This window comes from Hyphomonas sp. J20-32 (assembly GCF_055808555.1).
Map to the genome: position 1 here is coordinate 321,855 of NZ_CM147873.1, position 24,644 is coordinate 346,498.

Annotated in this window: 22 protein-coding genes; 12 read left to right on the forward strand and 10 right to left on the reverse strand. The window is 61.7% G+C overall.

Annotated features, from left to right (window positions below; genetic code table 11):
• Positions 1-29: 29 nt before the first annotated feature.
• The gene (murB, locus tag AC0L7I_RS01535) at positions 30-983 is read left to right on the forward strand and encodes a UDP-N-acetylmuramate dehydrogenase (protein ID WP_473397776.1); all 954 of its coding nucleotides are present in this window, start codon (positions 30-32) and stop codon (positions 981-983) included.
• Positions 984-989: 6 nt separating this feature from the next.
• Here the strand turns inward: murB and AC0L7I_RS01540 are convergent, their stop codons facing one another.
• Positions 990-3,047, reverse strand: a complete 2,058-nt coding sequence (locus AC0L7I_RS01540) for a TonB-dependent receptor plug domain-containing protein (RefSeq protein WP_473397777.1) — start codon at positions 3,045-3,047, stop codon at positions 990-992.
• Positions 3,048-3,287: 240 nt separating this feature from the next.
• On the opposite strand from AC0L7I_RS01540, the gene AC0L7I_RS01545 reads away from it, so the two are divergent.
• From AC0L7I_RS01545 to AC0L7I_RS01570, 6 genes are all read left to right on the forward strand, one after another.
• Entirely contained in the window at positions 3,288-4,196 is a 909-nt protein-coding gene (locus AC0L7I_RS01545) for a D-alanine--D-alanine ligase (RefSeq protein ID WP_473397778.1), read from the forward strand.
• Positions 4,184-5,053, forward strand: a complete 870-nt coding sequence (locus AC0L7I_RS01550; protein ID WP_473397779.1) for a cell division protein FtsQ/DivIB — start codon at positions 4,184-4,186, stop codon at positions 5,051-5,053. The genes AC0L7I_RS01545 and AC0L7I_RS01550 overlap by 13 nt, the downstream gene beginning before the upstream one ends.
• Positions 5,053-6,348, forward strand: a complete 1,296-nt coding sequence (gene ftsA / locus AC0L7I_RS01555; protein WP_473397780.1) for a cell division protein FtsA — start codon at positions 5,053-5,055, stop codon at positions 6,346-6,348. The genes AC0L7I_RS01550 and ftsA overlap by 1 nt, the downstream gene beginning before the upstream one ends.
• Positions 6,349-6,436: 88 nt before the next feature.
• The gene (gene ftsZ, locus AC0L7I_RS01560; RefSeq protein WP_473397781.1) at positions 6,437-7,861 is read left to right on the forward strand and encodes a cell division protein FtsZ; all 1,425 of its coding nucleotides are present in this window, start codon (positions 6,437-6,439) and stop codon (positions 7,859-7,861) included.
• Positions 7,862-8,051: 190 nt separating this feature from the next.
• Positions 8,052-8,957: a UDP-3-O-acyl-N-acetylglucosamine deacetylase gene (gene lpxC / locus AC0L7I_RS01565; protein WP_473397782.1), complete on the forward strand. Its 906-nt coding sequence runs from the start codon at positions 8,052-8,054 to the stop codon at positions 8,955-8,957.
• A gap of 116 nt (positions 8,958-9,073) precedes the next feature.
• A complete protein-coding gene (locus AC0L7I_RS01570; RefSeq protein WP_473397783.1) occupies positions 9,074-9,907 on the forward strand; it encodes an outer membrane protein assembly factor BamD in 834 nt (277 codons plus the stop codon).
• Positions 9,908-9,910: 3 nt separating this feature from the next.
• On the opposite strand, the gene ligA is transcribed toward AC0L7I_RS01570, so the two are convergent.
• Genes ligA through AC0L7I_RS01585 form a run of 3 tightly spaced genes read right to left on the reverse strand, consistent with a single transcriptional unit; the run spans position 9,911 to position 15,576 of the window.
• Positions 9,911-12,016 carry an NAD-dependent DNA ligase LigA gene (gene ligA, locus AC0L7I_RS01575; protein ID WP_473397784.1) on the reverse strand — a complete coding sequence of 702 codons (2,106 nt, stop codon included), beginning with the start codon at positions 12,014-12,016 and terminating at the stop codon, positions 9,911-9,913.
• Positions 12,013-13,707: a DNA repair protein RecN gene (gene recN, locus AC0L7I_RS01580; protein WP_473397785.1), complete on the reverse strand. Its 1,695-nt coding sequence runs from the start codon at positions 13,705-13,707 to the stop codon at positions 12,013-12,015. The genes ligA and recN overlap by 4 nt, the downstream gene beginning before the upstream one ends.
• Positions 13,708-13,764: 57 nt before the next feature.
• The gene (locus AC0L7I_RS01585) at positions 13,765-15,576 is read right to left on the reverse strand and encodes an aminopeptidase P family protein (protein ID WP_473397786.1); all 1,812 of its coding nucleotides are present in this window, start codon (positions 15,574-15,576) and stop codon (positions 13,765-13,767) included.
• Between the two features lie 164 nt (positions 15,577-15,740).
• Between AC0L7I_RS01585 and AC0L7I_RS01590 the strand changes: the two genes are divergently transcribed.
• Positions 15,741-15,911 (forward strand): hypothetical protein, encoded by a 171-nt coding sequence (locus tag AC0L7I_RS01590; protein WP_473397787.1) that lies wholly within the window; start codon positions 15,741-15,743, stop codon positions 15,909-15,911.
• On the opposite strand, the gene AC0L7I_RS01595 is transcribed toward AC0L7I_RS01590, so the two are convergent.
• Positions 15,902-16,771, reverse strand: a complete 870-nt coding sequence (locus AC0L7I_RS01595) for a 50S ribosomal protein L11 methyltransferase (protein ID WP_473397788.1) — start codon at positions 16,769-16,771, stop codon at positions 15,902-15,904. The genes AC0L7I_RS01590 and AC0L7I_RS01595 overlap by 10 nt on opposite strands.
• Positions 16,772-16,837: 66 nt before the next feature.
• Between AC0L7I_RS01595 and AC0L7I_RS01600 the strand changes: the two genes are divergently transcribed.
• The 4 genes from AC0L7I_RS01600 (at position 16,838) to AC0L7I_RS01615 (ending at position 21,047) form a co-directional block, all read left to right on the forward strand.
• Complete coding sequence (locus AC0L7I_RS01600; RefSeq protein ID WP_473397789.1) at positions 16,838-17,740, forward strand: peptidylprolyl isomerase; 903 nt, start codon at positions 16,838-16,840, stop codon at positions 17,738-17,740.
• A 127-nt stretch (positions 17,741-17,867) separates the two neighbouring features.
• Positions 17,868-19,145 carry an ammonium transporter gene (locus AC0L7I_RS01605; protein ID WP_473397790.1) on the forward strand — a complete coding sequence of 426 codons (1,278 nt, stop codon included), beginning with the start codon at positions 17,868-17,870 and terminating at the stop codon, positions 19,143-19,145.
• A gap of 57 nt (positions 19,146-19,202) precedes the next feature.
• Entirely contained in the window at positions 19,203-19,967 is a 765-nt protein-coding gene (gene pgeF / locus AC0L7I_RS01610; RefSeq protein WP_473397791.1) for a peptidoglycan editing factor PgeF, read from the forward strand.
• Positions 19,968-20,111: 144 nt separating this feature from the next.
• Positions 20,112-21,047 carry a ribose-phosphate pyrophosphokinase gene (locus AC0L7I_RS01615; protein WP_473397792.1) on the forward strand — a complete coding sequence of 312 codons (936 nt, stop codon included), beginning with the start codon at positions 20,112-20,114 and terminating at the stop codon, positions 21,045-21,047.
• Between the two features lie 120 nt (positions 21,048-21,167).
• Here the strand turns inward: AC0L7I_RS01615 and AC0L7I_RS01620 are convergent, their stop codons facing one another.
• From AC0L7I_RS01620 to AC0L7I_RS01640, 5 genes are all read right to left on the reverse strand, one after another.
• Positions 21,168-21,446: a hypothetical protein gene (locus AC0L7I_RS01620; RefSeq protein ID WP_473397793.1), complete on the reverse strand. Its 279-nt coding sequence runs from the start codon at positions 21,444-21,446 to the stop codon at positions 21,168-21,170.
• An 89-nt stretch (positions 21,447-21,535) separates the two neighbouring features.
• Positions 21,536-22,240: a TerB family tellurite resistance protein gene (locus tag AC0L7I_RS01625; RefSeq protein WP_473397794.1), complete on the reverse strand. Its 705-nt coding sequence runs from the start codon at positions 22,238-22,240 to the stop codon at positions 21,536-21,538.
• Between the two features lie 88 nt (positions 22,241-22,328).
• Entirely contained in the window at positions 22,329-23,198 is an 870-nt protein-coding gene (locus AC0L7I_RS01630; RefSeq protein ID WP_473397795.1) for an ion transporter, read from the reverse strand.
• 82 nt (positions 23,199-23,280) lie between these two features.
• Positions 23,281-23,754 (reverse strand): YybH family protein, encoded by a 474-nt coding sequence (locus AC0L7I_RS01635; protein ID WP_473397796.1) that lies wholly within the window; start codon positions 23,752-23,754, stop codon positions 23,281-23,283.
• Between the two features lie 32 nt (positions 23,755-23,786).
• Positions 23,787-24,578, reverse strand: a complete 792-nt coding sequence (locus AC0L7I_RS01640) for a hypothetical protein (protein ID WP_473397797.1) — start codon at positions 24,576-24,578, stop codon at positions 23,787-23,789.
• Between the last annotated feature and the right edge of the window lie 66 nt (positions 24,579-24,644).

Sequence of the window (24,644 nt, forward strand, 5' to 3'; positions counted from 1 at the left end):
CGGATGGAAAGTCCGGCGACCCCATCGGCGTGAAACCTGCCCCCTCCCTCCCCCCCGTTCGGGGCAAGCTCCTGCAGGACGCGAGCCTTGCACCTTACACCTGGTTCCGGGTCGGCGGGCCGGCCGACTGGCTGTTCCTGCCGGCAGACGAAGATGATCTTTCAGATTTCCTTTCTGCGTTGGACCCGGCGGTTCCGGTAACTGTTCTTGGCGTCGGATCGAACCTGATCGTGCGCGATGGCGGGATCGAGGGTGTCGTGATCAGGCTGATGGGCAAGTACTGGGGCGAGATTGCAGCGCCGGGCGACCAGACCGTCACCATGCGCGCGGGCGCGCTCGACCTCTCGGTCGCAAAGGCTGCGGCAAGCGCGGGCATCAGGGGCCTTGAATTCCTGTCCGGCATTCCGGGCTCTGTCGGCGGCGCAACGCGCACCAATGCGGGTTGCTATGGGTCGGAATTAAAGGACGTGCTGCTCAGGCTCGAAGGCATTGCTCGATCGGGCGAACGCGCCGCGTTCAAGGGCGAAGGGGTGCCTGGCGACCTGCCCGAAGTACATTTTTCCTATCGCCACACGGACCTGCCGGACGATTTCATCGTGACGCGCCTTGTTCTGCGCGGCACCGGAACCGATACGCCGGCCGACATCCTTGCCGACATCGAAACCCTACAGGCGCGCCGCGCCGAGACCCAGCCCATTCGCGACAAGACGTCCGGTTCAACCTTCGCCAATCCCGATCCGCCCGGCACACCTGACCAGCGGTCAGCCTGGAAGCTCATTGATGCCGCCGGATGCCGCGGCTTGCGCGTGGGCGGCGCACAGGTTTCGGAAAAGCACTGCAATTTCCTCATCAATACCGGTGACGCTACCGCAGCCGACCTTGAAGCGCTTGGCGAGCTTGTCCGCGCACGCGTGTTCGAAAACAGCGGCATTCAGCTGAGATGGGAAGTGCGCCGCATTGGCCGGCTCCAGCCGCCGTCCTGATGCGAACTAGAACGTGCCGTTCAGTTCGAACGTGAAGATCGGTCCGAAATGGCGGGTGCGGGATTCGGACCGAACGATCGTTCCGAGGCGGTTGGGATCGTAAATATCCCTGCGCAGCCAGTCATGCTGATCGAGGATATTACCCACCACGAATTTTCCCGTCATGCCCAGAATGTCCTTGTGCTCGACATAGGCAAACGAGAAGGGCGGCTGATTGCCCGAATGAAGGCGTTCATTGAGCTTGTATTCGGGGTTTCCATTGTAGGATTCCAGATACACCCCAACCGCCCAATCCGTCAGCGGAATGTCACGGCGCAGCTCTGCATTGAGGTAGTAGATGTCGCTGCCATTGATTGGACGCTCGACGCCGGTCAACGGATCCTCGACACGGGAATCGCGCCATTCACCGCTGAACGTCAGCTCCGTTCCCGACAATCCGAGCTTCGCAAGCTTGAGCGTCGCATCCAGATCCGCCCCGATACGCCAGGCTGAATCGATGTTGCCCGGCCCGTCGCCGGCCCCGATCGGGATCCTGTCCACGATGTCTTCAATATCCGATCCGAACAGGGTCAGCGTTGCTGCGCCCCAGTCCTTGAAATCCTTCTCGGCAGTGACACTCAACTTCCAGGCTTGCTCGGGCACGATCTCGGAATTGCCCTGGCTGCCATTGCCCTGGTTCAGGTTCACCGATGAAATGAAGTCGAAAAAATCGAGCTGGCCGACTTCCCGGTCAAGCCGCGTGACGAGTTGGAGTGTTGGATCGACTTGCCAGGACAGGCTGGCGAATCCCTTCGGGCGGGTGAACGTGCGTACGTTCTCAGCATCGCCCGACTGGGAGAGTTCCGACATTTCCACGCCCAGCGAAACCTGCAGGTTGAGGCCTGGCGCGAGCGCCCGCCCATGCGTGACGGACATTTCTCCGCGTTGCTCTTCCACGCGCGAATTGGCATTCGGCAACGCCAGTTCAACGAGCGGTGCGCCACCGGTTGATCGGAACAATGCCGATTCGGCATCCAGGTAATTGAAGGCCCCTTCGAGTGACACCTGCCAGTCCCGTCCTGTCGAAGGCACCCAGGCGTATTCGCTACGAAGGATGTATTCGCCCTCTTCAACGCTCTGTTCGAATACAGATTCTGAAATGTCCGTGCCATCCAGATTTCCGCGAAGCACGTGGTCAACGGTCGGGCTGTCTTCGCGGCGGACAAGGGCGATTGTCTTCAGGCGTCCCGGTCCAAGACCAAATTCATAGTCCGCGCCGACCTCGGCATTCGTTTCGTCTTCAGATCCCTGAAACAGCCGGCGTCCCACCGGGCCTCCAGCCTGGAAGAATTTGGACACTTCCTTGTCGTCGGGCTGGTAGGCCGCAAATTTCGCGCTGAGGTTTGCGACAGAACCACTCGCGGGATTCCACGCCAGCGATCCGGCAATCGACGCGGCTTCCGCGTCGTGGGTGAAATCTTCCTTTCGCGTTTCAATCAGGTTGCCTGCGCCATCAGCAACGCGTTCCGGTCCGGCGCTGGCGCCGCGCTCCGGATCGCTCTCCGCTTCAATCGCCCAGCTGAGTGCACCTCTCTGGCCTGAGACAGTCACGCCGAAATCATTGTACGTGGGGCGGAGGTTTTCCCGGCTGCGCACTTTCCATTTCCATGTGCCAGAAACGCCGCCGGAATCCTTGGTCGTGACATTCACAACCTGACCGGACAGTCCGGGAATGCCAAGCGCCGTGCCGTCAAGCACTTCGATCTTGTTCACGTTCACGGTGGATATTCGACCCAGAACGGCTTCGGCATCATTCGATTTGCCTGAAACCCGCTGGCCATTGATCAGGACATTGCCGCTGGCCTGGCCGAAGCCGCGCGATCCGCTGTCGCCGCTATCGATGGAAAAGCCGGGAATGCGCCTGACAATATCAAGAGCCGTGCGCGGGGCGAACTGTGCGAAATCCTCGGCCTTGTATTCCGTCTTGTCCGATGTGCTGGTGGCGATTGCCAAGTCTGCGCCGAATGCTTGTTGGGCAGACAGCGCAAAAAGCAAACTCGCGAACACAGGGACACGGTTTTTCATGCAAACGTTTCCTCACGATTTTCTTTTCTGGGAAAACAACGGTATTGCCCGTTACTTTCATCGTCTGTCGATATGTAACGACTACACATGTAGTCTATTCATGACAATCTCCGTTTGGTGACTTTTTCGTAACTTGAGCGGCATCATGATCTGGTTTCGCCTGACTCATGCCGCTTTTGTGCAGCACAGGCTGTGGCAAGCGGTCGAATATCCACCCGCAAGATTCAAGAAGGACCAGCGATGAAACGCGTAGCTGTAATTTATGGAGGCTGGTCGTCTGAACGCGAGGTCTCTCTGTCCTCAGGCGGACAAATGGCCAGGGCTGCACGCACAGCAGGGTATGATGTCGTCGAGATCGACGCAGGCCGGGACCTTGCGATCCAGCTTGCCGAAGCCGCGCCGGAGGTTGTCCTCAACGGGCTTCACGGCCCGTGGGGCGAAGATGGTTGCGTGCAGGGCCTGCTGGAGGTGATGGGCCTGCCCTACACCCATTCCGGTGTTCTCGCGTCCGCGCTGGCAATGGACAAGCTCAAGTCAAAGGCCGTGTACCGCGAAGCCGGGTTGCCGGTCGCCGAAGACAAGCGGGTAACCCGCACGGAAGCGGCCGCCAGCCACCCGCTCAAGCCCCCTTACGTGATCAAGCCTGTTGCCGAGGGATCAAGTTTTGGCGTCCTGATCGTGCGCGAGGGCGCCAACAGCCCGCCGCAGGAATTGCTCGGCGCCGGATGGCACTATGGCGACAACCTGATGGCCGAAGAGTTCATACCAGGGCGCGAACTTACGGTCGGTGTGCTCGGCGACCGCGCCCTCGCTGTCACCGAGATCACGACCTTAAGGGACTATTACGATTTTGATGCGAAATATCAGGCAGGAGGATCGCAACATGTGATCCCGGCAAACCTGCCTGCACGCGTGACCGAAGCTGCAATGGGCGCAGCACTCAGGGCACATCAGGCGCTTGGTTGCCGGGGCGCAACGCGGTCCGACTTTCGCTATGACGACAAGAGAGACCGCCTCGTGATCCTGGAAACAAATACCCAACCTGGCATGACGCCCACCTCGCTTGTCCCCGAACAGGCCGCTTTCGTTGGCATGTCCTTCGAAGCGCTTGTCGCCTGGATGATCGAGGATGCCTCATGCCAAAGGTAAACCGGAACCAGTCTGTCCCCTCCCGTTCGCGCCGCCGTCCTGCCACCATTGTCGATGAAACAACGGGCGAAGAAGTCCGTGTGTCGTCCATCCTGTTCGGCCTTGTGATGCTGGTCGCAATTGTTGTCGCAACCGCTGCATGGATGGGCGGATCCCTGTCGCAGATCGAAACCCGCTTTGGAGGCTTTCTTGACGATACGGCCCGCATGGCCGGTGTATCGGTGAATGACGTCTCGGTACTCGGTCTCGAACAGAATCCGGCGCTCATGGATGACGTGCGCGCTGCCGCCATGATCGAGCCTGGCGAGAACATGTTTCGTGCCGACCCGCAGCTGATCAGGCGCCGCGTCGAGGCGACCCGCAAGGTGTTGAACGTTCGGGTTCATCGCTTGTGGCCGGGCCAGATCGTGATCATTGCCGATGCCGCAGAACCGGTTGCCCTCTGGCATGACGGCAAGGAGTGGACTGTCGTCGACGGTCTCGGCCGCATCCTGCCGGACGCGAACTCCGGTGACTACAAGGCACTCGTTCGTCTCGCCGGACAGGGCGCGCCGGCAGCTGCCCCGGCCCTTGTCAACGCCCTGAAAAAGGCACCTGACGTATCGGCCCGCCTCGCCATCGCCACGCGCATCGCCGATCGGCGCTGGGATGTCCGTCTTGTGAATGGCGCCACTGTTCGCCTGCCGGAAGACGGCGCCATGGACGGCGCCCTTTCCCGACTGTCGACGCTCCAGACCCGCACGGCCCTGATGCAGCGACCGGTCACGATGATCGACCTTCGCAACAAGGGCCGCATCTACCTGTCCCCGGCTCAGGGTGCCGCCGCGCGTAAAATCGCAGACGCGGCACGATCCTGATGGCAAATGTCCAGTCCAGACGTATCGCCCTCAACGGGTCTCGCAGCACTGGCACCGTCGCCGCACTGGACATCGGCTGCTCCAAGATCACTTGCCTGATCGGTCGCAATGATGGATCTGGCCCGCGGCGATTCAAGATATTGGGCGGCGGACGCCAGCAGTCGCGCGGTTTCAATGGCGGCGCCATCACCGACATGGAAGGTCTTGAGCGGTCTATCCGACTTGCCGTGGAAGACGCCGAGCGCGAAGCGGGCGAACAGATCAGTGAAGTCATTCTCGGCATCACCGGCCCAAAACTCGCGTGCACATTGGTAACTGCCGCCATCGAGATAGGCGGACGGGCGATTACGCACAAAGAGGTCAGGCGACTCCAGGCTCTCGCGCTGACCAAGGTCCCGACCAAGGGTGTCGACATTCTCGCCGCATGGCCGGTCGCGTACCGCGTCGACCAACAGGAAGGCGTTCGCCAACCCGTAGGCATGTATGCCGAGCATCTCGGAATCCTCCTCTCTGTGGTGACAGCGCCGCGTCCGATCATCAAGAACCTGGTCGAATGCGTCGGCCGGGCCCATTTGGGTGTCACGGCCCTCGTTCCCTCTTCGATTGCGAGCGGTGCCGGTGCGTTGATCGACGACGAGATCGAGAATGGCGCAATATGCATCGATATGGGCGCCGGCGTTACGGCCGTGTCGGTGTATCTCAACGGGTCGCCTGCCTGGCTCGGCCTCGTTCCAACCGGCGGCACCCATGTTACAAGTGACATTGCTCAGGGTATCGGAACGACCTTCGCTGCGGCTGAACGCCTGAAATCGGTATATGGCACCGCGAATCTTGAAGGCCCCGGCCTTGCCGAACGGATCGAAGCTCCAAGATTGGGAGATGACGGTCGATTGCATGGTATGCGGATGGAAAAGGGCGCCATCGCTGACATTATCGCGCCGCGCATCGAGGAAACCTTCGAACTCGTTCAAAAATGTCTCGATGCCAGCGGGGTACGCTCGGTACTTCCGCGCCGTATCGTCCTCACAGGCGGCGCCAGCCAGCTCGCGGGCGTTCGCGACGTTGCTTCGCGGGTCCTCAACGCACCGGTCCGACTTGGTCGGCCTACCATTGCTGAATTTCTCGGCGAAACACTGGGAACGCCTGCTTTTTCTACAGCGTCGGGTCTGCTACTGTACTCGGAACTGGGGTTTGTGGACGCTGCGCGGGCTGGCGTTGCGTCGAAGGAATATGGGACCGAATCCGGGAGCGGAGCAGTGAGCAAGGCATTCCATTGGCTGAAAGAAAATTTCTGACGCCTTTTGCCCTCACTTAACTGTCTTTTAGCCGTGAGAGGCGACAGTGCCTCTCAAACCGGTCCAGAATGTATATTGAGGTACGCGAATGACACATGAACTCAAGCCCAGGATCCTCGTTTTCGGTGTTGGCGGCGCTGGCGGTAACGCTGTCGACAACATGATTGAGGCAAACCTGCAGGGCGTCGAGTTCATCGTCGCCAATACGGATGCACAGGCGCTGTTTCGCTCCAAGACGGACCAGCGTATTCAGCTCGGCCCTGAGACCACGTCCGGCCTTGGCGCCGGTGCCCGCCCGGATGTCGGCGCGAAGGCGGCTGAAGAATCGATCGACGAGATCAAGATGTATCTCGAAGACGCCCACATGGTTTTCATTGCCGCTGGCATGGGTGGCGGGACGGGAACCGGCGCAGCGCCGGTCATCGCACGCATCGCGCAGGAAATGGGAATCCTTACCGTTGCTGTCGTGACGAAGCCGTTCGGCTTCGAAGGCGCCCGCCGCATGGCGCTGGCCGACAAGGGCCTGCTCGAAATCCGGGAACATGTCGACACGATGATCGTGGTGCCGAACCAGAACCTTTTCCGGATTGCAAACGACCGGACAACCTTTGCGGAAGCTTTCCGCATGGCCGATGACGTCCTTTATTCCGGCGTGCGCGGCATTACCGACCTGATGGTCATGCCAGGCCTCATCAATCTCGACTTTGCCGATGTCGGCTCGATCATGCGGGGCATGGGCACGGCCATGATGGGCATGGGCGAGGCGGAAGGCGAAAGCCGCGCACTGGAAGCGGCCCGCGCCGCCATCGACAACCCGCTGCTCGACGATGTCAGCCTGAAAGGCGCCCGCGGCGTGCTGATCAACATCACGGGCGGCTATGACATGACGCTGTTCGAACTCGACGAAGCCGCCAACGAAATCCGCCGGGAAATCGACCCGAATGCCAATATTATCCTCGGTTCGGCTTTCGACAGCGAACTCGAGGGCAAAATTCGCGTGTCCGTCGTCGCCGCAGGCATTGAATCAGGCACGGCCGTCGCGCCTGCACCCGAACCCGTCCAGCAGACCGTGCGTCAACCCATCGCTGAACCGATTGCCGAAGAAGTGATGGAGCCTGAAGCTCCCGCCGATGATCGTCCCCTCGTGATCACGGGTCATGCGCCATCGCTACGGTCCGACGAGACAGATCCGCGGTCCGATTTCTCTGGCCAGCCGCTGCCAGCCGACCATTATGAAGGCGCTGAAGGCAGCGACGAAGTATCCGCCGACGCAGTGTTCGGCTCGCGCAAGGAGGCCCCTGCCCCCGACAAGGCGCGCGCCGATCAGGGCGCGTCGGGTTTTTCCCACCTGTTCGGCTGGCGCCGCAACCCGCAAGGTGAAAATGACGACGCGCCAGAGGCGGCCATTCCGACGCAAATCATCTCGTCGCCGGACGACCATCCGGAAGCCGCGCCGTTCGACGATGCGGACCTCGAAATCCCGGCCTTCCTTCGCCGGTCTGCGAATCACTGATGCCCAGGCAATAAATGCAGGCCGGGGACCCCGGTTTGTTATCTGTAATTTCCATATATATCAGGGCCGTAACGCAAGTTGCGGCTCTTTTTGTAACACGTCGAAACAAGCCGTGTTTTGTGCTCATGCTTAACCGCATCCAGATTGCAGTCTGTAGCGGAGGGTCGATGCGGTGTTGAGTGGCGTACAGATGCAGCAGACAATTGAACGTCCGGCAGTATGTGCCGGCATTGGTGTTCATAGCGGCGAAAAAGCCCGGCTTGTTCTGAAGCCTGCACCTGTCGGCAGCGGCGTCGTATTCCGCCGGACAGACCTTGATGCCAGGGATATCGAAATCAGGGCGCATGCCGACTCGGTGTCCGACACTCGGCTTGGCACCACATTGACGAACGAAGCGGGCGTTTCGGTCGCCGTGGTCGAACACCTCATGGCGGCTCTGGCCGGCCTGGGCGTGGACAATCTGATCATCGAGATTGACGGGCCGGAAGTCCCGATCATGGACGGCTCGTCGGCAGTCTTTTGCGAACTCCTGCTGCAGGCTGGCCTGAAAACCCAGACCGCGCCGCGCCGCCGCATCCGGATTCTTGAACGTGTGGAAATCGTCGATGGCCCGAAGCGCGCCACGCTATCGCCGTCCGACGATACGCTTCTCACCCTGCGTGCCCGTATCGAGTACGACGATTCCGTCATCGGTATCCAGCAAATGGCCCTGCGCATGGCACCTGGAATGTTTGCCCGCGACCTTGCCTTTGCTCGCACTTATGGTTTCGCCCGCGATGTGGACATGCTGCGCGAAATTGGCCTCGCCCGCGGCGGATCCCTCGACAATGCCGTCGTTCTGGAGGATGGCGCCGTCATGAACCCTGAAGGCCTGCGGGCCGACGATGAGTTCGTCCGCCACAAGATGCTTGATGCGGTCGGCGACCTCATGCTGGCAGGTGCACCGATCGCCGGCAGCTATGATGCCGTCCAGCCGGGACATGCGCTCAACAACGCTCTGGTGCGCAAACTCCTGTCCACGCCGTCGGCTTGGTGCTGGGAAACCGATGCCGACGAAACGGTCCGACGCCCAGAACCCGCGCGCGCCGCCGTCTGAGCCCGGACCGCACATTGCCCATGCTTAATGGGCAGCCTGATAATGATCCTTGGAAAACCTGACCGGTTCAGGCTAATCAAGCTGAAGACATTCACAGCTGAAAGTTCCCGACCGGCATGTCCCTTCTGAAACTCCGCCCGAACCTCTTGATCCTGGCTCTCATTGTCGCCGTTTCGGGATGCCAGTCCGGCAGCAAACGCAAACAGGAACTCGCCTATGTCGAGCGTCCGGTCGAGCAATTGTACAATGCTGCAGCCAAGGAACTGGACAAGCGCAACTATCCCCGTGCGATCCTCCTGTTCAATGAAGTCGAGCGCCAGCACCCCTATTCCGAATGGGCGCGCAAATCCATGGTCATGACGTCGTACGCGTCGTATCAGGCACATGACTATGACGAAGCCATATCAGGCGCCCAAGCCTACCTGAGCCTTCATCCCGGCGGTTCTGAAGCCGATTACGCCTACTATCTCATCGCTGTGAGCTATTTCGACCAGATCGTCGATATCGGCCGCGACCAACGCACCACCGAACTGGCCCTGTCGGCCCTGCAAGACGTGACGCGACGTTTTCCCGACAGCGCCTATGCACGCGATGCCGGGCTGAAAATCGACATGGTCAACGACCAGCTGGCCGGCAAGGAGATGGAAATCGGGCGCTGGTACCTGCGCTCCAACCAGACCCTCGCCGCCGTCAACCGGTTCAGAACGGTCGTAACGACATATGATACGACCTCGCATACGGCCGAGGCCCTGCACAGGCTGGTCGAGTCTTACCTCACGCTCGGCCTGCGCGATCAGGCGCTCGCGGCTGGTGCAACGCTCGGATACAATTACCCGAACAGCGACTGGTACAAGATGAGCTACCGCCTGCTGACCAAGCAGGGACTCGATCCGGAAGCGCCCCAAGTCCGCCGGACCATGCTGCAGAAGATCATTCCGGGCGGCAAGTAAGGCCTACGCGTCCCCGATCAGGGACAGCCATTCGGCCTCCGTCAGCGTTCTGACGCCCAATGCCTCGGCCTTGGCCAGTTTGGACCCGGCACCCGGTCCAGCCACGAGAATGTCCGTCCTGGCCGAGATCGAGCCGGAGACTTTCGCTCCCAGCGCGCTCGCACGCGCCTTCGCCTCGTCGCGGGTCATCTTTTCCAGCGTGCCGGTAAAAACAACTGTCTTGCCGGCCACCGGGCTGTCGCTGGCTGCGGCCACCTCATCCACAACGGTGATTTCTGACAGGAGCGCCGACAGCATCTCGTCATTGTGCGGCTCCGCCACGAAATTGCACAGCGATCCGACCGCCGCGCCACCGATCCCGTCAATGCCCATGAGCTGCGCATAGGCGTCGCTCTCAGCTCCTTCAGCGGCCGCTTTCGTGACCGTCGACCAGAACAGGTCCCATGACAGGAAATTCCGGGCAAACTGCTGCGCCGTCGTCTGCCCGACATGGCGGATGCCGAGGCCATTGAGAAACCGCGCAAACGGCACATTCCGCCGCGCATCGATCGCCGCAATCAGCTTGGCTGCCGAGGCGGGCCCAAAGCCATCCCATTCAGCAAGCGGGGGCAGGCCGGCATCGGCAATCCGCTGCTCCAGCCGAAAAATATCCTGCGGCGCGTGCACGACACCCTTCTCGTAGAATAGTTGCACCTGCCTGGCGCCAAGACCGTCAATGTCGAGCGACTTGCGCGAAACGAAATGCCGGAGCCGTTCCACCGCCTGCGCCGGACAGACCAACCCGCCCGTGCACCTGCGGCGCACATCTTCCTCCCCCTTCTCGTCCACCTCGCGCACCGCAGCCGAACCGCAGATCGGACAATGATCGGGCATGTGGAACGGCGCCCCGCCGCCATCGGTGACCACGCGCAGGACCTGGGGAATGACATCGCCGGCGCGCTGGATTTCCACCGTATCGCCAATCTTGACGCCGAGACGGGCAATCTCGTCCTCATTGTGCAGCGTCGCATTCGACACCACCACGCCGCCCACCGTGACCGGCGCCAGCCGCGCCACGGGCGTGAGCGACCCCGTACGCCCGACCTGGATATCAATCCCTTCCAGGACGGTCGTCGCCTTTTCAGCCGGAAACTTGTGGGCGATTGCCCAGCGCGGCGCACGGCTGACAAAGCCGAGACGCTGCTGCCAGTCGAGCCGGTCGACCTTGTAGACGACGCCATCGATGTCATAGCCAAGGTTCGCCCGGCGCGATTCAAGGTCCCGATAGGCCGCGATCAGGCCGTCGACCGTATCTGACCGGGTCATCAGCGGGTTCACCTCGAATCCCCAGTCTGCGAACTGCGCAATCGCAGCTGTCTGTGTCTCTGCAAACGGCGCGCTGGCAGCGGCCCAGGCATAGGCAAAGAATTTCAGCGGACGGGACTTCGTGATCTCAACGTCGAGTTGGCGCAGGCTGCCGGCTGCCGCATTGCGTGGATTGGCAAACACTTTCCGGCCTGCCGTCGTTTCGCGCGCATTCAGCGCAGCAAAATCGGCATGGCTCATAAAAACCTCGCCGCGAATTTCAAGACGATCGGGCCAACCGGCTCCCTTGAGGCGTGGGGGAATGTCATCGAGCGTGCGCGCATTCGCCGTGACATCCTCGCCGACCTGGCCGTCGCCCCGCGTCGCAGCGCGAATGAGCTTCCCTTTTTCGTAGGTCAGGCTGAGCGACAGCCCGTCAATCTTGGGCTCAGCCGTTATCAGGATATCTTCCGTTTCTGCTAATCCAAGGAACCGGCGGATTCGTCCGACAAAGTCGCTGACGTCTTCGGGCGTGAAGGCGTTGTCAAGCGACAGCATCGGTGCCGCATGGGTGGCCTTTGTAAATCCATCGCTCGGACCTGCGCCCACACGCTCTGTCGGACTGTCTTCTCGCTTCAACTCCGGGAACCGCGCCTCGATGGCGAGGTTGCGCCGGCGCATGGCGTCATATTCCGCGTCTGTTATTTCAGGAGCGTCGTTACGGTAATAGGCTTCATCCGCTTCGCGGATGGCCTCTGCGAGCCGGGCAAGCTCGGACTCGGCCTCGACCGGCGTCAGCGTCTCGACGGGCGCAGGTTTGTTCATGCATCCTCCAGCAACCTCCCTGCGGCGGCACGAGCCTCTTCGGTGACTTCGGCGCCAGACAGCATTCGGGCAATTTCTTCCTGCCGTGCGCTGTCATCTAACCCGCGAATGCGCGTGCCGCCAGACCTTTGGTCAGGGTCTTTTTCGACCAGCCATTGGGACGCAGCAGACGCAGCCACTTGCGGGCTGTGCGTCACCGCAAACACCTGCTTTGCACCCGCCAGACGTACCAGCCGTTCGCCAATGGCAGCTGCGACCGAACCGCCGACACCCTGGTCAACTTCATCAAAGATCAGGGTCTGGGCCGAGCCTGCTTCGACCAGCGCGCATTTCAGCGCCAGCGAGAACCGCGCGAGTTCGCCGCCCGACGCAATCTTTCGCAAGGGGCCGAACCCTGCTCCCGGGTTCGTCTCGGCCTCGAACTCGACGCGATCAGCCCCTTGGAGGCCGCCCTCGCCCTCAGGCAAGGCGTCAACCCGGATCGAGATCGTCGCCCGGCCCAGTTTCAACGGTGCTAGCTCCTTTGCGATCGCTTTTTCAAGCCGGCCCGCCGCTGCCTTCCGGGCAGCTGTCAGGGTCTCGGCAGCCTGATGCCAGCGCGCCCGGGCTGCCGTTTCGGCCTCTCGGGCCGCGATCAGCGCATCTTCCCCCGCTTCGGCAAGATCGAGCCGTCCGCGCAAGCGCAGCAACAGGTCCGGCAGGGCCTCTGGTTCTGTTGCGTGCTTGCGTGCCAGCGCTCTCAAGGCGAACAGGCGCGCTTCCGCCAACTCGAGGGCTTCGGTATCGTGATGGATCAGCCGTTCCAGACTGAATACCGCAGACGTTGCTTCGCGTGCTTCTATCAGCGCGCGTTCAACGGCCTCGGCCGCACTTTTCGCAGCTTCAGGCAAGGCTTCTGACGATCCTTCAAAGCCAGGCAGGCGACAAATCCTTTCCAGTGCGCGCGACGCCCGGGACAAGGCGGCATCAATATCAGCACCTTCCAGCGCGGATTCCGCCTCACTCACGGATTCGGTCACCCGTTCGGACTGCATCAACCGCATGCGTTTCGATGCCAGTTCCTCGGCTTCACCGATTGCCGGCGCCAATCGCTCGAGCTCTTCAACCGCCTGCCCCAGCCATTCGCGGGTCGCAATGGCCTCGGCCTGTTCGGCTTCCAGGAGAGCCCGCGTCTCTTGTGTCGCCTGCAGGACCCCAAACGCTTCTGCGCAGGCGCCAAGCAGTGTTTCATTCCCGGCGAACTGATCGAGCAAACGCCGGTGCATGGAAGGCCGCATCAAAGCCGACGCAGCATGCTGACCGTGGATTTCGACAAGCAGATCGCCAATTTCCGCCAAGAAGGCCGCACTGACGGCCTGGTCGTTCACGAAGGCCCGGGCCGGGCCATTGGCGCGCACGATGCGTTTAAGGGTCAGCGCCTCATCCACGGAGGCTTCGATCCCTTGTTCCTGCAAAGCCACCCAAACCGGATGGCGCGTCGGCGGGCCGAACTCCACGGCAACGCTTGCCTGATCAGCACCGGACCGGATGAAGGCCCGGTCTGCCGCGGCGCCCATGGCGAGCGACAGCGCATCAAGAATGATTGATTTTCCTGCGCCCGTTTCGCCGGTTAGCGCGGTGAAACCAGCACCTGACTCAATGTCCAGGCGGTCAATCAGAACGAAATCACGGATAGAGATGGACAGGATCATGCCTGCTCCAATATCACTGGAACAAAACAAGAACAATACGCTTTTTCGTTAACGCGATCAGATCGCGGCGCAGGCGCCCTCAAGCCATGTCTTCACGTCGCCCTCGAGCTGGCCGGCGAGCAGGTCCCATACGCGCCTGTGATAGGCGTTGACCCAGTCGTGCTCATCCTTCGACAAGAGGTCCGTAACGATCAAGTCACGCGCGAGCGGCGCAAAGGTCAGGCATTCGAATCCCAGCATGTCGATCTCGCCGCCCTGAATCGGTGCGGGCGGCGTGACATATTGCAGGTTTTCGATGCGGATGCCGTACTGGCCTTCCCGGTAATAGCCCGGCTCGTTCGACATGATCATGCCCGGCGCCAGAGGCACGGCGTTCCAGGGCTTGGCGATGCGCTGCGGGCCTTCATGGACGCCGAGATAAACGCCGACCCCATGTCCCGTGCCATGCTGGTAGTCGAGCCCGGCCTGCCAGAGCGCATGGCGGGCCAGAACATCAAGGTGCGTGCCGGTCGTGCCACGCGGGAACCGCACAACGGCCAAAGCAATGTGGCCCTTCAGCACAAGCGTATAATGTCGGCGCATATCGTCGCTTGCCTCGCCGATCGGCACGGTGCGGGTCACGTCAGTCGTTCCATCGAGATATTGGCCGCCGGAATCCACCAGGAAGAGCGAACCACGCTCAAGCACGCGGTTGGACGCGGTCGACACGCGGTAGTGCGGCAGTGCGCCGTGCGGGCCAGCGCCGGAAATCGTGGGGAACGAAAGGTCATTGAGCGCATTCAGCTCTTCGCGGAAGGCTTCGAGCTTCATCACCGCATCAATCTCGGTCACCTTCCCGCTTTGCGCCTCGGTATCGAGCCAGTGCAGGAAGCGGGTAAGTGCCACGCCGTCACGGGCATGCGCAGCCGTCGTCCCGGCAATCTCCGCGCTGTTCTTGCAGGCCTTTGGCAGGGCCACCGGATCGCGCTGGCGCAATACTTTCGCGCCGGCTGCCGCGAGCGTGTCGAAGAACCAGGCGGATGCAATATCGGGATCGACGCTGACCGTCTTGCCGCCCAAGTCGCCGAGCGCGCTTTCAAGCTGTGACAGCGGGCGAACAGTGACGCCGTTGCCAAGATGAGTGCGCAGATCGTCGCTGACCTTGGCCTCGTCAATAAACAGATCGGCAGAGCCGTCAGCACGAAGGATCGCGCGGCCGAGCGGCAGCGGCGTGCAGCTGACGTCACCCCCACGGATATTGAATGCCCAGGCAATGGACGCCGGAGACGTGATCACGGCAGCATCGGCCTTGTCGGCTTTCAGGGCCTCACCGATGCGGGCGCGTTTCTCGGCATGGTCCATGCCGGCATACTCAACCGCATGCGCCACGACAGGCGCTGAAGGCTGGTCCGGGCGATCTGTCCACGCGCGATCGATCGGGTTCTCGGCGACAGCGACGAGGTTGGCACCTGATGCTTCGGCGGCCTGTTTCAGCAGTTCAACCTCATTCGGGCTGACCAGTTTCGGGTCATATCCAATCGTCTTGCCAGACATGTCCTGCATGCGCAGCCATCCGAAAGCGCCAGGCTCTGGCGTGCCCTGAATTTCGAACAGGTCCGGATCCGTCTGGTCAGCGGCCTGAATCGTGTAGCGACCGTCAGCGAACAGCACGGCGCGATCGGAAAATACGAACGCATTGCCGAACGAGCCGGTAAACCCGCTGACCCAGGCAAGCCGTTCATTGGCGTCCGGCAGGTACTCGTTCTGGTATTCGTCATCGTGCGGCACGTAGAGGCCGTCGAGATTCATGGCGGCGAGCGCCTTGCGAAGGAGCGGCAAATGGGCCCGACCGTCTTGCGGTCCACCCTTGATATCAAATGTCTGTCTCATGGCTTGTAGTCTTAGCTCCGCTTTCGGGTCATTGGAAGGCGCATCCGTGCTATGCATTTTCGCATGCTTATGGGCGGTCACTCATACTTAAATGTTTACCTCTTGGTCCCATATGCACGGCACACCCAAAATTGTGCACTGCACCATATACATGGAACTGAGACATGAAGACGCTTATTGAAACCGCCCCGCTTGCCGAAATGACCATTACCAACGTGATGCCTGTCACTCAGGCCCCTCAACGGTCTGGAAAGTTCCAGGCAGAATGCGGCCAACGCCCCTACATCCTCGCCCGCCGGTCGGCGCGCTGGGCCCGCCGGGTCGCCTATTCCTGAACGGTATCCGGCTTCCGGAAGACCAGAGTCGACCAGCCGTCCTTCTTGATCCGGCGCTCGAAATTCAACCCGCGCGAGGCAAAGGCGTTGCGAACAGGCCCGGCCTGATGGTGCAGCAGGCCGGACAGGATAATGGTTCCGCCCGGGGCCGTAAGCGGCGCTATGGTGGGGGCAAGTCCAATCAGCGGCTTCATCAGGATGTTGGCAAACACGGTGTCATAAGGGCCGCCCTGACGGATGCGGGGCGTGTTCGCGCCGGTCACGTGCAGCGCCGTGAAACCGGTGACATGGTTCTTCGCCGCATTCTCGTTGGCGACGCGGACGCTGTCGAAGTCGATATCCGTGCCGATGGCGCTATGCGCGCCCGCCTTCATCGCGGCAATCGCCAGCACACCCGAGCCCGTACCTAGGTCGAGCACTTTGCCGATGCCCCGGCGGCGGCGCACTTCGTCGAGGGCCAGCAGGCAGCCGAGCGTGGTGCCGTGATGGCCCGTACCGAAGGCAGGGCCTGCCTCGATCAGGACGGCGATCTTGCCCGGCGCCATCTTGGCGAGGGCGTGGCTTCCGGCCACGAAGAACGGACCCGCCGCAACCGGGGGCAGGCCTTCGAGCGATAGCGTCACCCAGTCACGATCCTCGAGTTCCTCGATCCGCGCGGTCAGTTCAGGGGACGTTTCGTGAATGATTTCAACGCAAGCTTCGGCATCTTCAAGCGTTTCGGTGAACGCGTCGAGGCGCCAGGCAAGGCGTCCGTCTTCCTTGGCATCGACAGCCCCTGCCGGTGACGGATCGGCCCAGGCGAGGGCATCCCACGCAGTTTCGATTGGCGCCCGTGCGCCCTTGGCGGTTATCTGGTACATGGCGCAGGCGCTTAGCAGCCAAGGCGCGAGCGCGCCAGAGGCGTCATACGCAAGGGAGTGTCAGGCATGTGGTGGAGGTGTGCGCTGGTCGCAGCAATGGTGGGGGTAATGGGGCAGCAGGTGGGTGCCGAGGGTGTCTGGCGTCCGGTAAATCCGGACAATCTCGTCCTGCTCGAAACCAGGACGGGCACTGTCGCCATCGAACTCGCTGCGGACGCCGCACCGCGACACGTTTCGCAGTTCCGTCAGGCAGTTCGCTCAGGTGTTTTTGACGGCGAGTATTTTTATCGCGTTGTCGAAGGCCATGTCGCGCAGGCGGGCCTCGAATTCGACCCGCGGCTGGGCGACTGGCCCGAACTGCCGCTTGAGGCAGAACGCACCGTGACTTCCGATGGGTTTGTCCCGCTTGGGAATGGCGACCTGTTCGCGGCGACCGCCGGCCATCGCGGCGGGTTTGCCGCCGGGCGCGACGGCGAACAGGAATGGCTGCTCAACTGTCCCGGCGCACTGGGCATGGCGCGCAATGCCGCGCCGGACACAGGCTCGATCGAATTCTTCATCCCCCTCGGATCGCGGCGCTACCTCGACCGCAACTACACGGTCTTCGGCCGGGTGATTGATGGCATGGACAATATCCACCGGCTGAAACGCGTCGATCCGGAGGACGAGGAAAATTATCCGGACTTGTTCGAGAAGGGTGAAGCAGCGTCCGAGGCCGCTTTCGCGAAGCGTGCCGAGCGATTGGAAGGTAACGAGATCATTTCCATGAAGCTGGCCGCCGACCTGCCAGGTGCCATCCGGCCCGCCTATGAAGTGATGGCGACACCGAGCGAAGAGTGGGAAGCGCTCAAGACGTCAAAGCGCGATTATTCCGCCATCGATGCCTTCGTTCACACACCTCCGAAAGTGCTGGACGTGTGCAGCCTGCCGGTTCCGGCCCGCCGTGTGACTGCGCAAACCGAGAACTGACTGGCCAAGAAAATCCGTTCGCCTGCCGTATTTGCGGTTGTTCCTGCGGGCATTCTGTCGAATTAAGTGCGGCAGGGCGCAACGACGCGCACAGAAAATGCCAAGGGAGGCTGTATTGACCCGGGTCATGAATTCCATGAGGCGCATCGGCGTGCTCACAACACTTGCCGGGCTGGCCGCCGCCCCCGCTTTTGCAGACACGGGCGACACGGCCTGGATACTGACGTCGACGGCACTTGTCCTGTTCATGACCTTGCCGGGACTTGCGCTGTTCTATGGCGGCCTCGTGCAGACCAAAAACCTTTTGTCTGTCCTGATGCAGTGCTTCGCCATTGCCTGCCTGATGAGCATCCTGTGGCTGGCGGTCGGGTATTCGATGGCCTTCGGGCCAGGCGCAGGCGGATTCTTCGGAGGCTTCAGCAAGGCATTTGCGGCGGGCATCACCGAAGCACCCCTTGAGGGACAGACGATTCCCGAAGCCCTGTTCATGATGTTCCAGATGACATTCGCCATCATCACCCCCGCCCTGATACTGGGCGCCTTTGCCGAACGTGTGAACTTCGCCGCCGTGCTGATCTTTTCGGCGCTCTGGATGCTGATCTGCTACGCGCCGGTGGCGCACTGGGTGTGGGGCGGAGGCTGGCTCGCGGCGCGCGGCCTGCTCGATTTTGCTGGCGGCGTTGTCGTGCACACGACAGCCGGCATATCGGCCCTGGTGTTCGTGCTGGTCCTCGGCAAGCGCCAGCATTTTCCGAAAGACATGCACCCGCCGCACAATCCGGCTTTCGTGATGCTGGGCGCCTCAATGCTCTGGGTTGGCTGGTTCGGCTTCAATGCCGGCTCGGCCCTCGGCGCCAATGGTGACGCAGCGCGGGCCATGCTGGTAACCCACACATCGGCGGCGACCGCGTCGCTGGTCTGGATGTGCATCGAATGGGTCAGTTTCAAACGCCCGACCCTTGTGGGTATTGCCACGGGCATGGTGGCCGGCCTGGCGACGATCACGCCTGCCGCCGGGTCTGTCGGACCCATCGGCGCCATCATCATCGGCGTGCTGGCAGCTGTCGTCTGCTATGGCGCGGTCGTGCTGATCCGCAACCGGCTGCACATTGACGACAGCCTGGACGTATTTGCGGTCCATGGAGTCGGCGGCATCCTCGGCACGCTGGCCATTCCCTTCCTCGCGGCGCTTGGCCCGATGGCGCCGGGCCTTGGCGGCACCGCCATTGCCAGCCAGTTCGGCGTCCAGCTTCTCGGCGTCGTCGCGGTTGGCGCCTATTCAGCTCTGGTCACGGTCGTCCTTCTGTTTGCCATCAAGGTCTTTGTGCCCCTGCGCGTCAGCCCCGATGCAGAGGAGGCCGGTCTCGATGCATCGAGCCACGGCGAAAGCGCCTATCACCACTAACGTGGCAGCGCGGCGCTTGCCCTTGACAGCAAGCGCCGCCCATTTCACCGGTGGGACATGGCAATTCCGTTCAGCACCTGTCCGGGCCTTGCGGGCTTGCGAGGCGTCACCCACGGCTTCTTTGGCCGCAAGGGCGGCGTGTCCACGGGGCTCTATACAAGCCTGAATGTCGGTGTCGGCTCGGGTGACAAGCCCGATGCGATTGCCCGCAACCGGACACTCGTTTCAGCCACGCTTGGCGCAGAGCATTTGTTGTCCTGCTACCAGGTTCATTCCGCAACTGCCGTACCGGTCAAGGAGCCCTGGAGCGAACGGCCACAGGCCGATGCGATGGTCACCGACCGGCCCGGCATCGGCCTTTGCATCCTGACGGCGGATTGTACGCCCGTCCTGTTCGCGGACGCGGAAGCGGGCGTGATCGGCGCAGCGCATGCCGGCTGGAAGGGGGCGCTCGGCGGCGTCTTGGAGGCCACTGTGACCGCCATGACAAAGCTCGGCGCTGAGCGCTCGCGTATCCACGCTGCGATCGGCCCGACCATCGGACAGGCGAGTTACGAAGTCGGCCCGGAATTCCGAGACGCGTTCATGTCAGGTTCTGCGGGAAGCGAGGCCTTGTTCCAACCAGGCAAGGGCGACCGCTTCCAGTTCGACCTGCCGGGATTTGTCCGCCAGCGGCTGGATGCGGTCGGTATCGGCGCGGTGACCGACATTGGTCATGACACATGTGCGATGGAAGACGACTATTTTTCCAATCGGCGCCGCAATCATCGCGGCGAAGCCGACTATGGCCGCAACGGGTCGGTGATACTGCTGAAGGGCTGACGCCCGCAGCCAAGTGTTGCCGATTCAACGCGCCTTCAACCTCATCCGTTCGTTGCTGCGGGAACGCGGTGTTTGGCGGTTGCGACTCGCAGGGCTTTGTTACAAAAGCGACACGGGTGCCGGGCAATCAGGGGTGATGAGACCATGAAACTTCTATCGTGCAACGCGAACCGTCCATTGGCTGAGGCCATTGCTGACTATCTCGACACGCGGCTCACACGATCAGAAGTCAAATCCTTTGCCGACCAGGAAATCTTCGTTCGCATCGATGAGAACGTCCGGGGCGAGGACGTTTTCGTCATCCAGTCGACCTCCTACCCGGCCAATGACAATTTGATGCAGCTGCTGATCTGCATGGACGCGCTGAAGCGCGCCTCTGCAAAGCGCATCACGGCTGTGATCCCTTATTTCGGCTACGCAAGGCAGGACCGGAAAACCGACGGTCGCACACCCATCTCAGCCAAACTCGTGGCCAACCTGATCTGCTCTGCCGGGGCGGACCGCGTGCTGACCGTTGATCTTCACGCCGGCCAGATCCAGGGCTTTTTCGACATCCCGACCGACAACCTTTTCGGTGGGCCTGTCATGGTCGACGACATCAAGGAACGCTTCACGGGAGACAAGATCATCGTGGTCTCGCCGGATGTCGGCGGCGTGGTCCGCGCGCGCGCGCTTGCCAAGCGGATCGATGCCGACCTTGCCATCGTCGACAAGCGCCGCCCGGAAGCGGGTAAGTCGGAAGTCATGAACATTATCGGTGACGTCAAAGGCGCCCGCTGCATCATGCTGGATGACATGTGCGACAGCGGCGGGACGCTCGCCAATGCCGCCGCCGCGCTGAAGGAGCACGGGGCAACGTCAGTGTCAGCCTATGTCACACATGGCGTATTGTCGGGCGAAGCGGTCAAGCGGATCGAAACCTCGGTTCTTGATGAACTGGTCATGACAGACACGATCCAACCGTCGGAAGCGGCGCGGAAGTCCAAGTCCATTCGCATCCTGCCCATCGCCCCTCTGCTCGGCGAAGCCATCCGCCGCATCGCAAACGAAGAAAGCGTCTCGAAACTGTTCGACCGCTAGAGACTCGACGCTTAGCGGTCTCCCTCAGGAAACAGACCCAATCTGCATGCGAATATCGTTGTGAACCCATTTGTGGTCACGCGGAAAGACACTTAGTGCGCGGTGTAGCGAGCCTTCGAGTTATTCCACGGTCCAGCCGCGGGGGGTGCGGCGGGCGTCGAGCGTCATCGGCTCGTCGTCGGAGCGAGTCCGGGCCGCTGGCGCAGACCGGGCGCCGGAGAAGCGCATGACAAGCGCCGCACCGGCCAGGATGAGGCCGGCAACCGCCGTCATCACCGCAAAGATACCCGCGGCTGCAACAAGGAGCATTCCGATCAGCACCTGAATAAAGAGGCTTATCCCGCCGCGCGCGGCGCCAGCGAGATTGAAGTGGAAGAGGCCTGAAGCGTTCTGTGTCATGTCCGTTCCTTGTATCGCACCAACATGGCGGCATCGTGGCAGCGCGTCAATCACGGTTGATGCGAGCGGCATGCCAATCGCGGGAACGCCTAGTCCGGGCGCACCAGCAGGCCGCGCTCAGTGCGGATCTGGGCATAGGCCGACGTGATCGACGCCGCCTTGGCGTGGGCGGCATTCTCGAATTCGCGAGGCGCGCCCATCTGCACGACGCGGTCGGGATGATTGTCGGCCATGAGCTGGCGATAGGCGGCGCGGATCGACTTGAATTCGGCATCGTGCGCGACGCCGAGGACCAGGTAGGGATCGTCTCGCTCCGGCCCGAGATGGCTGGCACGGATGCGCCGGAACGTGCCCTCGCTGAACCCGAAGGCCAGGCTGACATTTTTCAGGAATTGCAACTCGGAATCCGTGATCACGCCATCGGCGCCGGCGATCTCGAACAAGCCATCCAGCACGCCCTCCAGCAGGCAGGGCCGGTTGCGGTACTTGCGCCCGATGCGCCGGGCATAACTTTCATAGCCGCGCACGGTCTGGCGGGCGATGTTGAACACACGGCGGACATTGTCGGCATCTTCGGGCGCAGCGCGGAAGACGCGGGAGAAGACCATTATCTCCTGGTCAGTCACCGCGCCATCAGCCATCGCCAGTTTCGCGCCAAGGCCGACAACCGCAGCGGTAAAACCGACATCATTGGGATCGGGCGCGCATTCGATGCCGTCGGCAGCCGGTTCGGGTGAGGAATCGGGTTCAAACAGGCGTTTTCCGCCTTCAAGCAGTCGTGTCCACAGGCTCATTCGCCGGTCTTATAGCAGATAATCCCGGCGATGTGAGTGAGTCCCGCTGACATATGCGTGAAGCAAATGGACACATGGACGCGCACGGTCAGGCGTCGCGGGCTGCAACCATCTGTTTCAGTTCTGCTATTTCTGCGCGCATCGACTCCATGAGCCGTATCATCTCACCACGCTGGCCTTCTGCTTCGTCGATCTCGTCTTCGATTTCCTCCAGCCCTTCGTCCAGAACGGCCTTCTGTTCGGACGCCAATGCTTCCACGACCAGGGCGATGAACAGGTTGAGGATGGCAAAGCTGGCGATGAAGATGAAGATCATGAAGAAAATCCAGGCATAGGGATTGCCGTCATCAATGACTTTCTGGACCACTTCGAACCGCCAGCCATCCATCGTCATCACCTGGAAAAGCGAATAGGCCGATTTCGGCAAGTCGCCGAACAGGAGCGCGACGTCCGGGTCGTTCGTATCGCCGAACAGGTTGGTGGCCATGACCGCGCCGACATAGGTGACGAGCGCCAGCACGGCAAAGATCGCGCCCATGCCGGGCAACGCCTTCATCAGGGCTTCTGTGATACGCTTCATCATCGGGATGATGTGCAAGAGACGCAGGACGCGCAGCACACGCATGGCGCGCAGGACGCTGAAGGCAGCGCCACCGGGAAGCATCGACACGCCGATGACCACGAAGTCGAACCAGTTCCAGCCAGATCGGAAGAACTGAAACCGGTACACGATGAGTTTGAGCAGGATCTCGACCGCAAACACCCAGGTAACGGCGCGGTCAAAGACCTCCAGCGCCACGACAAGCTTGTTCGGCAGCGACGCATGATAGGTCAATACGCCCAGCACGATGGCGTTGGTGACGATCAGAATGATGATGAGGTGGCGGAACCAGGGGCGTTCGATCTCGCGCTCGAGCGCAGAATTGCTCGTGTCAAAGTCAAGTGTCGCACGTTCCATGCCTGAATCTCCGTTGCCGGCCTGCGTCTCCCGACACGGTTTCTGCCCGTTATGACACGGCCTGCCAATTGCAGAATGGGTATCAGTCCGCCGACGTGGTTGTGTCCGAGACGATCAGCCATTCGCCATCGATCTTGCGCAAGACCAGTGTGTAGAGGCCAGACGGCCGGTCGCTGGCGCGCTCAAGCAACCAGGCGCCATGCGCAATGGCTGCATCAGGCGACAGCATGACGATCTCGTAGTCGGATGTGACAAGCCGCCCCATCAGGTCCGGCGTCGCATAGACCCGCTTGTAGCGCGCATTGGTTTCATCCCACCCGCGCGTGACGTCGCCGCCTGATGCAAAGCGCAATTCAGGCGAACGCCAGTAGCCGTTCATGAAGGCGTCGATATCGCCGCGGTTCCAGGCTTCATCCTGTTGTTCCAGAAGGGTTGTGATGGCGACAGTTTCTGCGTCAAGCGAAGCGGCTGCCACAGGTGGCACCTGGACTGTGCCAGCGGTGGTGCAGGCTGCCATGGGCAGTGACAGGACAAGGGCCGCGATGAGGTGTTTCATGTCGAGCGTCTCCGGATCGGGCTGGTGGATGCCTAGTGCAGCTCGGCTTCCGTGGCGGCTGCATCGCCATTTTTCGTCGCCAGTTCTTCTTCGTCGTCTTCCTCGGAATCCGCGTCCGGTTCAGCCTTGGGCAGTTGGCGTTTGCCCAGCGGCCCCCGGATGTCGGCATGGCGATCATACTGCATGTTGTAGTATTCGTGGGCCGTATGGGTCAGCGGCTGTGGCGTCAGGTTCAGCCCATAGGTGCGGAGCCGTTCGACGACTTCGTCACGCAGGTACATGCCGGGCAAGGCACCCTGGCTGAAGCCGTGGCCCTTCATCCAGCTGCGCACATGCCAGCTGCGCACAATGCCGGCATCAGACGGACGGGCGCCGCCATGCACTTCCCACATATAGAGCGTGGCAATGCCGTTGATGACAGCGTCCATGGCATCATCGAGCGACGTGGCCGGGTCGCGGCCCTGGGCAAGCGTCGCCCGCAAACTCATCTTGCGGGCCTCGAGTTCCTGATAGGTGGCGCCGAGCACGGCGATCGCATTGCGATTGGCCCGGATCATGGTCGAATTGACGCCGTCGAGCTGGGGATGGCGGATCGGCAACAGGGCATCTGGGCCGGCCTCGTGATTGGCCGCGATCTGGGCGACTTCATTGACCATCCGCTGCAAATTGATGCGCAATTCGTGGCTGACCCCTTCAAGCGCGGATTTGGCGCCTTCACGCTCATCGTCGCGCAGGCGCCAGAATTGCCAGGCGATAAGGAGCGCCGCTGCGATCAGCAGGCCGAGGCCGCCTGTGAAGAATGTGTAGAAATCCGACTCGCTCATTCTGAGGTCCCCTTCAATCGTCCTGCACGGCCTGGCCAGCCCTGCCCCCAGCCAATTGATGGCAAA